Source organism: Chitinophaga sp., from assembly GCF_035564935.1.
Lineage (GTDB): Bacteria > Bacteroidota > Bacteroidia > Chitinophagales > Chitinophagaceae > Chitinophaga.
On sequence record NZ_DATMTE010000392.1, the window covers coordinates 1 to 12,974 of the forward strand.

The window sequence follows — 12,974 nt, forward strand, 5'->3', positions numbered from 1 at the left end:
CGGCCCCGTTGAAAACTTCCGAAAAGTTCACCATGATAAAAATGCCAGGTATATAGAACTTCGCGATAGTTTAAACAATAAATATTTTCATTATGGCAAGAAATGATTTAAAAGGGAAAATAGTTTTGATTGCAGGCGGGGCGAAAAACCTGGGAGGTTTGTTAAGCCGTAATTTTGCAGAAAGAGGTGCAAAGCTGGCTATTCATTACAACAGTGAAAGCACAAAAACAGACGCAGAGAAAACGCTGTCTGACGTACAGGCCCTGGGAGCGGAAGCCTTCCTGTTCCAGGGGGATCTTACAAATGTGAAAAACATCACCCGATTTTTTGATGAAACCATTTCCAGGTTCGGGGGAATAGATATCGCTGTTAATACGGTTGGTAAAGTGCTGAAGAAAGAGTACTTATCAACAACTGAGGCCGAATACGACAGCATGGCTGATATCAATTCAAAAGTAGCCTATTTCTTCATCCAGGAAGCAGGCAAAAAACTGAACGATAATGGTAAGATATGCACCATTGTTACTTCCCTGCTGGCGGCATTTACAGGTTATTACTCCACTTACGCCGGCATGAAAGCACCGGTGGAGGACTTTACCCGTGCGGCATCCAAAGAGTTTGGCAGTCGCGGTATATCAGTATCGGCAGTGGCGCCCGGCCCGATGGACACCCCATTCTTCTACGGGCAGGAAAGTGAGGAGGCAGTGGCCTATCATAAATCTGCTTCTGCATTAGGCGGACTTACAGATATCAAAGACATTGCTCCTTTGGTGCTGTTCCTCGTAACGGATGGCTGGTGGATTACCGGGCAAACTATTTTTGCCAACGGCGGATATACCACCCGGTAATCTGGCAATTATAAGAAGAGGGTAACAGGAAACTGACAGCGGTTGGTTTCCTGTTACCCTTTTTTAATTACCAGGTTTCTCATTTGAAGATGAGAAGTTTTTATATTTTTAGCCGCTATGAAACGGGATACCGCCTTTAACAAATGCGGAATTGTTCCGGTCAATACAGGAATTAGTCATTTTATGTAAATTACTTTACAAATAATTAATCCATTCTTGTCAGTAACCAACATCCATAACGACAAACAACTGCTGCAACTCGTTGCCCGGGGCGATGGACCGGCGTTTGCGGAGCTGATGGAGCGTTATCACGCGCCGGCATTCCGGGTGGTAATGAAGCTGCTGCAGGACAGATGGGCAGCGGAAGATGTGGTGCAGGATATTTTCCTGAAAGTATGGCTTTCAAGGGAAACATTACCGGAGGTGGAAAATTTCCACGGATGGCTGCTTACGTTGGCCACACACAAGGTGTATGACCAGGTTCGCAGGTATCAGCGGGAAAGCGCTCATTTGCAGCGCTGGCAAAAAGAACTGAATATTACAGCAGATACAGCAATGCCCGCCGGCCGGCCGGTGAGCGATTTTGAAGAACTGGTAACCCAGGCCATGGCCCGCCTGAGCCCTAAACAGCAGCGGGTGTTCACCTATATAAAGAAGGAGGGATATTCCCGCCAGGAAACAGCCGCTATTATGAATATATCCCCGGAAACAGTGAAAACACACCTGGAGCAGGCTATGCGAACCATCCGGGCTTATTGCCTGAGCCGAATGGACACACGTATGGTTACTGTGCTCATCGCCCTGATCGTCAGGGAACGGCTTTAAAAAAATATTTTTATCTCCCTCCCCCAAAACTTTCCCCGCATACGTCTATATAGCAAAGGGAATTGTATTGCATGTCATCATTACAACAGTTATATCAGTCCTGGAAGGAGGGTGTTATTACGCCGGCAGACAAAGCGGCTTTGTTACGGGAATTGGCGCTGCCGGAAAATGAAGAAGCAGCGCTGGTTATTTTCCGGGAAATGCTGGAACAGCCGGAGCATACAGAAAATGAGCCGGTCCTTTCCCGTGAGCGGATCGGGCTGATTGCCGGCAGTATCATTTCCGTTACCGCACCGGTGCGTGGTATACACGCTATACGCCGCTGGGGATGGGCCGCTGCAGTACTGGCATTACTGGTAAGCACAGCCGCTTATTTCCTTTTAAAGCCATCGCCCGCTAAACCGGTAATGGCAGCCGTTGCGGATATTGCTCCCGGCAGCAACAAAGCTGTGCTTACACTGGCGGATGGATCTGAAATGTTACTGGACAGTGCCGGTAACCGGACCATACAACAGGGAGGTACCGCTATAAAACAAACAGGCGGCAACTTACAATACAATGCCACCGGCAATGAAGCGGCAGGCAGTTATAATACGCTTACCACGCCCCGTGGCGGCCAGTTCCGGGTCACGCTGCCGGACGGTACAAAGGTATGGCTTAATGCAGCTTCTTCCCTGCGTTATCCAACGGCTTTCACAGGGAATGAACGTAACGTGAGCATTACCGGAGAGGCGTATTTTGAAGTGGCAAAGAATGAAGAAATGCCCTTCAGGGTAGCGATTAATGCTACTAATACCATAGAAGTACTTGGTACAAGCTTTAACGTAAACGCCTATACGGACGGAAATTATATCAGCACCACTTTGCTAACGGGCCTGGTACGGGTACGCAGCGGGAACGGACAGGCGGTGCTGAAGCCCGGGCAACAGGCGCACGCCACCGCTGCGCAACCATTTGTGCAGGTGCTGGAACATGCTGATATTTCAAAAGCCATTGCCTGGAAAAACGGGCTGTTCAATTTTCAGGATGCTGACCTGAAGGAAGTGATGCAACAGCTATCCCGCTGGTATGATATTGAAGTGGTATATGAGCATGGTATACCGGACCTGCAATTCATTGGTGAAATAGACCGGTCGATGCCACTTTCTGAAGTACTTAAAGGACTACAAATGTCAGGCGTTAATTTCCGTGTTGAGCAGAGACGGCGCCTGGTAGTATATCCCTGATTACAGTTTATTAATGCCGGTTAGCGTACCGGCCGGGAAAACAGATAATATCCGGGTGATATCCCGGATGGAAATACTCCGTCAATACCAATTAAAAGGATGCGAAATGCATGATCAACCAAAACCACCATTTTTTAAAGGGGGAAAGAACGCCCTTGCACTAACTTTTATATTGTTGTTGCTGATGTCCTCGCGGGTAGCAGCCAGGCAAACCGGTCCTGCTATTACCTATACAGGGAAAAGAGCCATGCTGGTGACCGTTTTCCAGGTAATACGGGAACAAACGGGTTATAGCGTATTCGCCAGCAAAGATCTCCTGAAGGAAACACAACCCGTTACCTGTGCAGCGCGAAATATGCCACTGCGGCAATTCCTGGATTTAGTATTGCAGAACCAGGATCTTGGCTATGAAATCAGTAACAAAACTATTTTTCTGAAAAGAAAAACACCGGTAAGGGAAGACGCGCAACCCGGAAGATCCGGCATCATCACAGGCGCTGTAAAAAGTGAGACCGGTGATCCCATTACCCGTGCCACCGTAATGCTGGATACTTCTTCCAAAGGCGCTATCACAGATGAAAAGGGAGTATACGTCTTCAAAAACATGCCGGAAGGATTTTATACACTTACCGCATCGTGTATAGGGTTCAACAAATCGGAGCAACAGGTATATATCGGGAAAGGTGCGGAGTTGCATGTTAATTTTGTACTAACACCGAATGCGGGCAACCTGAAGGAAGTGGTGGTAAACAGCGGGTACCAGACCTTCTATGCCAGTAAAAGCCCGGGAGCATATGCGAAGCCTGATATGCAGGTGCTTCATAACCGGTCCAGCTCTATGAATATCCTGCAACGGCTGGATGGCCTGGTACCGGGACTTACCGTCAATAACGCACCTTCCGCTTCTTCCGCCCCGTTGCTGATCAGGGGACTTACTTCCATCAATAGTAATAAATCGCCCCTGGTAGTGGTGGATGGTGTGCCGCTGGATAATATCTCTTCCGTTAATCCGCAGGACGTAGAAGATATTACGGTGCTGAAGGATGCCGCCGCTTCCTCTATCTGGGGCGCCCGCGCAGCCAATGGGGTTATTGTGATCGCTACCAAAAAAGGCGCTCCCGGTGATGGATTGCTCCTGGAGTACGATGGCTTCGTCAATTTCCAGGGCCGGCCGGATGTGGATTATTATCCCGTGCTCGACAGCAGGCAGTTCATACAGGCCGCAGAAGATATTTTCCGGCCCGACCTGTATCCCTGGACTGCCGTATCAGCCTATACAGGCCAGGGTTCCAGGGGCGTACCTCCGCACAACATGATCCTTTACAACCGCTATCGCGGTCTTATATCGGATGCACAGGCCAGGGAAAGCCTGGATAGCCTCGCTAACATTAACAACACCAGCCAGATCAGGGACATGCTTTACCGGCCTGCCATGCTTACCAATCACACCCTTTCTGTACGGGGTGGGGGAAAAGCATATGCTGTTTACGGCTCCCTGGCATATACCGGCACCCAAAGTAATAAGCCGGGTGAAAAGAACAACGCCTATAAAATAAATATACGGCAGGACTATAAAGTGAATAACCATATCAGCCTGTTCCTGATCACAGATCTGAATAATACTACCACCAGCGCGCGCAGGGCCATTGATGCGGACAACAGGTTCCTGCCTTACCAGCTGTTCAGCGATGCTGCCGGTAATTCCCTTTCCATCCCTTATGTACAATCCCTTACAGATTCAACAAGGAAAGAGTTTGAACGGAAAAGCGGCATAAGCCTCGACTATAACCCTCTGAACGAATCCGGTTACGGATATACGAAAAGTGACCTGCTCAGTGCCAGGATCACAGCCGGTGTTACAGTAAAGCTGCTTAAAGGGCTTACCTTTAACGGCGTTTACGGCTTATTCAGAACAGCAGAGCGGATCCGGTCGTTTGACGATGAACGCAGTTATTCGGTGCGTTCAGAAGTAGTACAGTTTACGGTTCCTTCCGCCACATCGGGAGGAAAGCCGGCCTATTATCTCCCGGCAACAGGCGGCAGGTATGCCTTAACGAACAGTTCCCAACGGAACTGGACCGTGCGGAACCAGCTGCAATACATGGGCTCATGGAACAACGGCAGACACCAGCTTTCTGCATTGGCCGGCCAGGAAGCGCAGGAACAACTTACTACCCTGAGCCAGTCGATTATACGGGGGTATGATGAGCAGTTACAAACCTATCCTCCCATTGACTATGCAACACTTTCGTCTACCGGTATTGCCGGTACGGTAATGCCCAATAACGGTACCAGGAGCCTGCTTGCCGGGTACCCGCTGTTTACAGAAACAGCGCCGCAGGTAAGGTTCCTCTCTTACTATGGCAACCTCGCCTACACGCTTAATAACAGGTATACGGTAAGCGGCAGCCTGCGGCTGGACCAGTCGAATCTTTTTGGGAAAGACCGTTCCGCTCAAAACAAACCGGTGTGGAGCATGGGCGCGCGCTGGAATATCACGGAAGAGGACTTTATGGGGCGGGAGCGTATTGGCAACCTGGCGTTGCGCGTATCTTATGGTCTTACCGGAAATTCACCGGTGCCTGGTACCGCAGCCTCCTATGATATCCTTGAAGCCCGCAGCGGTAGCAGTCTTCCCGGCAACAGGGGCCTGGCCATTGTAACGCCGGCTAATAATTCCCTTACCTGGGAACGTACAGGAACCCTGAACATTGGCCTTGATTTCAGCACAGCGGATCAGCGTTTAAGCGCTTCTGCAGATCTATACAGCAAGCACACGGAAAATCTTATAGGCGTACTGGAAGTAAACCCGCTTTCAGGTTACAGCAGCGTTACGGGGAATTTCGGTAACATGAAAAATACCGGTGTTGAAATCTCTCTCAGGTCAATTAACCTGCAGGCCGGGCAATTCCGGTGGATCACCCAACTGGTACTGGCTTACAACAAAAACAGGATCACCCGGCTGAACCAGCCGGCCCTCATTGCCACCGGTGCGCAAAAGGCAGGCGCCACTTACCTTGCCGGTTACCCGGCCTTTGGCATCTTCGCTTACAACTTTGCGGGGCTCGACAGCCTGGGTGATCCGCTGATACGGCTGCAATCGGGCAAAGTATCAAAGGAGCGCAATGCTGCCCTGCCGGAAGATGTACTGTACATGGGCACTTACCAGCCGGTATGGAACGGTGGTTTATCCAACATCTTCAGCTACCGGAACCTGGAGCTGGCAGTGAACATGGTGTATAATTTCGGGAATGTAATGCGAAGGGATGTGAATGGTTTTTACGGCGGCAATGGGCTCATTCCACTCACCTTTAACAATGCCATGCAAAGCGGGGACCTGCGTTTCCGCAGTGGCAATGTGCATGAGGAGTTTGCCTCCAGGTGGAAACAGGCAGGCGACGAATATATGACCAATGTTCCTTCCTGGGTACCCACTACCAGTCTTAACGACAGCCGGCGTGATACCAGGTACTATACGCAGGGAAATATCAACGTGATAAGCGCCGCATTCATAAAGATCCGCGATGTATCGCTTGCTTACAATATGCCGCACGCGCTGGTATCACGGGTACGGCTAAACGGCGTGAAATTGCGGTTGCAGGTATCTAACCTGATGGTATGGAAAAACAATCATTATGGTATTGACCCTGAGTTCCAGGATGCCTCCGGCGGAAGCACTGCAGGGGCAGTTGCAGGCGGTATACGGTACCTGAGGGCAAACCAGGGAACAGTTACAGCAGGCATTAATGTAAGATTCTGACAAATAATCATTATCCGAAAAATAATTTCGTACATGAAAAAAATATTACTCCGGGCTTTGGCATTTTTGCTGATAATAGCATTTGCTTCGTGCGGAAAAGGCTTCCTGGAAGTACAGCCAAAGGGAAAAGTAATTGCCGGTAGCTACCGGGACTATGACCTGCTGCTGAATAATTTCGATCTTTTAAACACCGGTGCAGACGCCCAGCTGATGATGGGTGATGAAGCCGCGGTGACAGCGCCTTATTATAGCAGTCTTACCTTAAGGGAACAACGGCTTTTTATGTGGAATGACAAGATCTATGAGCCCGACGAAAACAGCGAAGAAACCAATGGACCGCTGATGGCCATCTATACCTATAACAAAATCATTAACGAGGTAATGTCGTCGGAAGGAGGAACGGAGGCGCAGCGGCAGTCGGTGCTTGCAGAGGCCCGCGCCGGAAGGGCCTGGACCTATTTCCTGCTGATAAATTATTACGGCAGGCCGTACAATGAAGCCACTGCAGGTACTGATCCGGGTTTCCCGCTGATTACAAGCGCCGATGTAACTGCCAATAGTTTTCACCGTGCAACAGTACAGGAAGTATATAGCTTTATCATTGAAGATCTGCAGCAGGCTATACCTGCATTACCAACTGCCATCACCCACAGGTTACGTATGAGTAAATCAGCAGCAGAAGCGCTGCTGGGCAAAGTATATGTTTTTATGCATCGCTACCAGGAAGCGCTGCCCCTGCTACAGTCGTCCCTGCAGGGATTGGCTTCCGCGCAGATACCGGTAAAACTGTACGACTACAACAAAGCTTTTGCTCCCGGCGGTGTTTTTATGCCGGTTACCATCTTTGGGCCTAATTATCCCCTTACCAACGATAATGAAGAGGTAATGTACCTGCGGCAGCACTCCAATTTCCACGTTATGTTCAATACCCTGGTGGCCACTGCTGCTACTATGGCGCTTTATGCGCCGGATGATCTGCGGTTGTTGTTATATTCAGCCACCCCTTTCCCCGATGGCGCCCCTTTCCCCGCAGGTATGCAGCGGAGAATGGCCCCCTCTATTGTACCGTTCGGTGTGGGATTACCGGAAATTTACCTGCTGCTTGCCGAATGTAAAGCACGTAACAGCGACAGCCAGGGAGCTAAGGAGATGCTGGAAATACTGAGGAGTAACAGGATGCCGGCTTCCGCTGCTGCGGTGCCGCAAAGTGTGCTGGCAGATAAGAAAAGGCTGCTGCAATTTATTATAGAGGAACGCCTGCGGGAGTTTGCATTGCTCGGCTACCGCTGGTTTGATATGAGAAGACTGGCTGCTGATCCGCTTATCGGGAACACAACCTTTAGTCATACCCTGTATAACGCCAACGGCAGTACGACGGTTTTCACTTTCAGGCCCGAACGCTTTGCGCTGAAAATACCGCCGCGGATACTCAATACCAATCCCGGTATGGAAGATAATCCATAACATCTCAGCGTATAAATAATTAAACCAACCATTATTAAAATATAAATCATCAATATGAAAAAGATCAGGACAATCATACCTGCTATACTCTGTTGTTTTGTTTTCGCCGCCCGGGCGCAAGAAGGAGGCACGCTTGCGGAACAGCTGAAAATAATGTCGAAGGAAACCGATCCGCACAAGAGTGTGGCACTCATGCACAGCATTATCAGCAACAACAGGCTGGATACTGTTAAAGATGCGGAGACCATAGATGTGATAAAAGGAAACGTTGCCATAAGCTTCCTGAATAAAGGAGAGTATAAGGAGTTTGAAAAGTATATTGGTATGATGAGGAACAAATTTAATCAAACCTCTTACCTGAATATGGGGGCCACTATGCTTGCCAATAGGAAAACAGACCCGGAGGTGGCCGAGCGGCTTGCCAGGCAAACACTTGAACTGTATAATTCCTTTAAAGATGATCCGTCAGCAAGACCGGCAGAGATGCCTGCGGAAGACTGGAACCGGTTTATGCGCTTTGCGTTTTTCCCGTATTGCGACACTTACGCATTGGCTTTATATGCAAATGGAAAAAATAAATTAGCCCTGGAATACCAGGAAAAATCATTTGATGGTCCGCCGGAAGAGGGCCTGCCCTCTGCAGTAGAACGATATGCAACGCTACTGGCTTTGAACGGACAAAAGGAAAAAGCCTACGGGCTGCTGACTACATTGGCCCGGAAAGGAAAATCCACTTTGGCCATGAACACCTTGCTGAAAAACCTCTATGCAGAGAAAAAAGGCAGCGACGCCGGGTTTGATGCATACTTCAGCGAATTGCAGCAGAATGTACAGGTAGTTTTGAAGAAAGAGCTTCGGGAAAAAATGCTGGATAAGGAAGCAACGGATTTTAGTTTGAAGGATCTGAGCGGGAAACGCGTAAGCCTGTCCGACTTCCGCGGCAAAGTAGTTGTGCTGGATTTCTGGGCTACCTGGTGTGTGCCCTGTATGGCTTCTTTCCCTGCGATGAAAAAAATGGTGGAAAAACATCCTGAAGTGGTTTTCCTGTTTATTGCCACACAGGAAAAGAAGGAAAATGCTTTAACGCGTGTAAAAACATTTATCACCGGTAAAAAATATCCCTTCCACGTATTGATGGATGAGGCACGGACTGATGGGAAAGGTTTTAAAACAGTAAGTGATTACAAGCCGCAGGGGATACCGGCAAAGGTGATAATAGACAGAAAAGGAAGGCAACGGTTCCTGACCACGGGCTTTTCTACGGATACCGAATTGATAAATGAACTGGAAGCGATGATCGCTATCGCGAAAGAAGTATAGCACTCATAAAACAGCGCAGGTATGCGTTCATACCTGCGCTGTACCAGGGAAGATATCATCTGAATTATTTGAAACTTAACGTATAATTTATTACCCACGAATTTGTTTTTCATGTATCTTAGCGCCCGAAATGAAATTGCTAGTCAGAATATTTTTATTCTTGGTTTTTTTCCTGCTGGGCGGATACAGTTATATATATACTAATTCGTTTCAGGGGAATGCTTCCTTTATATCTGGAAAAGCAATTCAACAATCCGGGGATATATGGACCGGTATTGTTTCTCCCGCGCCTTCACACACTTTCAGAAATATCCTGTTACCCGCAAAAAAGAAAATTTTTTGCATTTATGAAGAAGAAAGTGAGAATAAAAATGTGAAGCTGGATTATTCAAGGAATAAATCCGCTATAAGTAATTACTTCAACAGATTTTACAACCAGCTATCTGAATGGTTTTGCAGCAGCGCTATCAGGCCGTTGCGTTTTCGTGAACATTTCTTCCTTTTGTCGTCTCACCGGCAAATTTTACTCCAGGTGATCAGGATTTGATATAAAATCCCTTAACGGATCACAAATGCCCATCATTCTTTCCTTTAATCGCTTTTACCGGTGCAACAGCATACGGTCGGGGAATGTAATGCAGGCATCTTATTATATATCCCTGTAGAAGTCCAAAAAACATACTGCTAAATATTAAAACGATCATGAAGAGAACGCTCATGCTTGCGGGCTTGTGTGCCCTGTTGTGCCATACAGGCTGCAAGCCCAAGGAAAAAAAAGAGGAAACAGACACAAAATTACTGGTTACCAGTCCTCTGAAAACAGACACTTCCATCATCAGGGATTATGTATGCCAGATACGATCCGTACGGCATATTGAGCTAAGGGCCCAGGAAAAGGGTTACCTGGAACAAAGCTTCGCCGACGAAGGCCGGTTCGTAAAAAAAGGACAGATGCTGTTCCAGATCATGCCTAAACTATACGGCGCCGAACTGGAAAAAGCGCAGGCGGAAGTAAACCTTGCTGAAATAGAATATCAAAACACCAGGAAGCTGGCCGACAGTAACGTGGTATCGCCCAATGAACTGGCTATGGCAAAAGCGCGGCTTGACAGGGCCAAAGCCGAACTATCCCTCAACCAGGTACATCTTCAGTTCACTACTATCACCGCTCCGTTTGATGGCATCATTGACCGCCTGCAGGTAAGACCCGGAAGCCTGGTAGGCGATGGCGATTTACTCACCACGCTGGCAGATAACAGTAAAATGTGGGTGTATTTTAATGTTCCCGAAGCTGAATATCTTAATTACAGCAGCAAGGAAAATAAGGATACCGCCAGGGTACGGTTGCTGATGGCCAATCACCAGCTGTTTAAATATCCCGGTGTGGTAGAAACCATTGAAGCAGATTTTAATAATGAAACAGGAAATATTTCCTTCAGGGCTACTTTCCCCAATCCCAGCGGCATGTTGAGGCATGGTGAAACCGGCAATATAGAAATGGAAGTACCGCTTAAAAATGCCCTGATCATTCCGCAGAAAGCCACGTTTGAAGTGCTGGACAAGAAATATGTGTACGTGGTGGACAAAGACAACAAAGTTAAATCAAGGGAAATAACCATAGATGCGGAGATGGATGATCTCTATGCAGTGAAGTCGGGCCTGGCGGAAAACGATAAGATCCTCCTGGAAGGATTGCGCAAGGTAAAAGACAATGATAAGATAGATTATGAGTATCAGGATTCCAGGGCGGTGGTAGCGGCGTTGAAGTTACCGGCAGAATAATTCAGGCATCTAAAAAAAGAAAAAATGTTTAATAAATTTATTCAGCGGCCAGTACTGGCTATTGTGTTATCGCTGGTGATCATCTTTATGGGAATACTGGCCATTAATACGCTCCCGGTATCACAGTTCCCTTCAATTGCGCCACCAATGGTGGTGGTGAATGTGGCTTATCCCGGGGCAAGCGCCAAAGTGCTGGTGAACTCGGTACTGGTGCCAATGGAAAAGGCCATTAACGGTGCACCCGGTATGAAGTACATGACTTCAGACGCCACCAGTGCGGGTGAAGCAACTATACAGGTGGTATTTGACCTGGGCACCGATCCCAACCAGGCGGTGGTAAACGTTAAGAACAGGATTGAACAGGTAACGAACCGGCTGCCGGAACTTGTGCAGCGCGAAGGACTTGTAGTAAGCTATACATCGCCTAACATGCTGATGTATGTAAATCTTTACAGTAAGGATCCGAAAGCAGATGAAAAATTCCTGTACAATTTTGCAGGTGTAAATATTATACCGGAGCTGAGCAGGCTGAAAGGAGTAGGCAGCGCCAAAATACTCGGAAGCCGGCAGTACGCCATGCGTATATGGCTGAAACCCGATCGTATGCGCGCTTACAATGTGTCTACAGATGAAGTGATGGAAGCCCTGGCCCAGCAAAGCATCATCGGTTCCCCCGGAAGAATAGGGCAGGCCACCGGGAAGCGCTCACAATCGCTCGAATACGTGCTTACTTACCAGGGCCGGTACAATAAACCCGAACAGTACCAGGATGTGATTATCCGCGCTAACCCAAGCGGGGAAATACTGTACCTTAAAGATATCGCCGATGTGGAACTGGGAAGTGAGTTCTATGATATCTACTCCAATATGGATGGTCATCCTTCTGCAGCTATCACGTTAAAACAAACCTACGGCAGCAACGCCAGCGATGTTATTAAAGAGGTGAAAGCCAAACTCGAAGAAATTAAAGCCGGTTCCTTCCCGCCGGGCATGGATTACCAGATCAGTTACGATGTTTCCAATTTCCTGGATGCTTCTATAGAAAAGGTGGTACATACACTGGCAGAGGCTTTTGTGCTGGTGGCAATAGTGGTGTTCCTGTTTTTGGGCGACTGGCGCTCTACGCTGATTCCTACACTGGCCGTTCCGGTATCGCTGATAGGCGCTTTTATGTTTATGCAGTTGCTGGGACTTACCATTAACCTGATCACCCTGTTCGCATTGGTGCTGGCTATCGGTATTGTGGTAGACAATGCCATTGTGGTGGTAGAAGCGGTGCATACTACCATGGCAGAGGAGCATCTTTCCCCTTACAAAGCAGTGAAGAAGGTGCTGAAGGAAATCAGCGGGGCTATCATTGCCATCACCCTGTTAATGACTGCGGTATTCATACCGGTGGCGTTTATGACAGGACCCGTAGGTATATTTTACCGGCAGTTTTCCATTACCATGGCCACGTCTATTGTTATTTCCGGTATCGTTGCGCTCACCCTTACGCCGGTGTTGTGCGCCATGATCTTAAAAAATACGCATGGACAACCCAGGAAGAAAACACCCATCAACAGGTTAATTGACGGGTTCAATAACTGGTTTGATAAATTAACCTGGAAATACACCCGGCTGCTTCAGTTAATCGTAAACCGCAGGGTGGTTACCTTTGGGCTGCTGATCGCCTTTTGCGCGGGGATCTGGCTGATATCCGCCATGCTTCCTTCGGGCTTTATTCCCAATGAAGACCAGGGAATGATA

Annotated in this window: 8 protein-coding genes; all 8 read left to right on the forward strand. The window is 48.2% G+C overall.

Features of this window, described 5'->3' with window-relative positions:
* Positions 1 to 92 precede the first annotated feature (92 nt).
* Entirely contained in the window at positions 93 to 848 is a 756-nt protein-coding gene (locus VN105_RS10310) for an SDR family oxidoreductase (protein ID WP_325640506.1), read from the forward strand.
* Between the two features lie 216 nt (positions 849 to 1,064).
* On the forward strand, positions 1,065 to 1,673 hold the full coding sequence (locus VN105_RS10315; protein WP_325640508.1) for an RNA polymerase sigma factor: 609 nt from the start codon (positions 1,065 to 1,067) through the stop codon (positions 1,671 to 1,673).
* 71 nt (positions 1,674 to 1,744) lie between these two features.
* Positions 1,745 to 2,899, forward strand: coding sequence for a FecR family protein (locus VN105_RS10320; protein ID WP_325640510.1), 1,155 nt, complete (start codon positions 1,745 to 1,747; stop codon positions 2,897 to 2,899).
* A 106-nt stretch (positions 2,900 to 3,005) separates the two neighbouring features.
* A complete protein-coding gene (locus VN105_RS10325) occupies positions 3,006 to 6,659 on the forward strand; it encodes a SusC/RagA family TonB-linked outer membrane protein (RefSeq protein WP_325640512.1) in 3,654 nt (1,217 codons plus the stop codon).
* A gap of 33 nt (positions 6,660 to 6,692) precedes the next feature.
* Positions 6,693 to 8,123, forward strand: a complete 1,431-nt coding sequence (locus VN105_RS10330; protein WP_325640514.1) for a RagB/SusD family nutrient uptake outer membrane protein — start codon at positions 6,693 to 6,695, stop codon at positions 8,121 to 8,123.
* 54 nt (positions 8,124 to 8,177) lie between these two features.
* Positions 8,178 to 9,443: a TlpA disulfide reductase family protein gene (locus tag VN105_RS10335; RefSeq protein WP_325640516.1), complete on the forward strand. Its 1,266-nt coding sequence runs from the start codon at positions 8,178 to 8,180 to the stop codon at positions 9,441 to 9,443.
* A 702-nt stretch (positions 9,444 to 10,145) separates the two neighbouring features.
* Positions 10,146 to 11,225: an efflux RND transporter periplasmic adaptor subunit gene (locus tag VN105_RS10340; protein WP_325640518.1), complete on the forward strand. Its 1,080-nt coding sequence runs from the start codon at positions 10,146 to 10,148 to the stop codon at positions 11,223 to 11,225.
* A gap of 24 nt (positions 11,226 to 11,249) precedes the next feature.
* On the forward strand, positions 11,250 to 12,974 hold a 1,725-nt coding region (locus VN105_RS10345; protein WP_325640520.1), incomplete at its 3' end, for an efflux RND transporter permease subunit.

Bases quoted from the DNA above. Each gene is read 5' to 3' on its own strand.
- VN105_RS10310 (WP_325640506.1), top strand. From the start codon at position 93: ATGGCAAGAAATGATTTAAAAGGGAAAATAGTTTTGATTGCAGGCGGG.
- VN105_RS10340 (WP_325640518.1), top strand. From the start codon at position 10,146: ATGAAGAGAACGCTCATGCTTGCGGGCTTGTGTGCCCTGTTGTGCCAT.
- VN105_RS10320 (WP_325640510.1), top strand. From the start codon at position 1,745: ATGTCATCATTACAACAGTTATATCAGTCCTGGAAGGAGGGTGTTATT.
- VN105_RS10325 (WP_325640512.1), top strand. From the start codon at position 3,006: ATGCATGATCAACCAAAACCACCATTTTTTAAAGGGGGAAAGAACGCC.
- VN105_RS10335 (WP_325640516.1), top strand. From the start codon at position 8,178: ATGAAAAAGATCAGGACAATCATACCTGCTATACTCTGTTGTTTTGTT.
- VN105_RS10330 (WP_325640514.1), top strand. From the start codon at position 6,693: ATGAAAAAAATATTACTCCGGGCTTTGGCATTTTTGCTGATAATAGCA.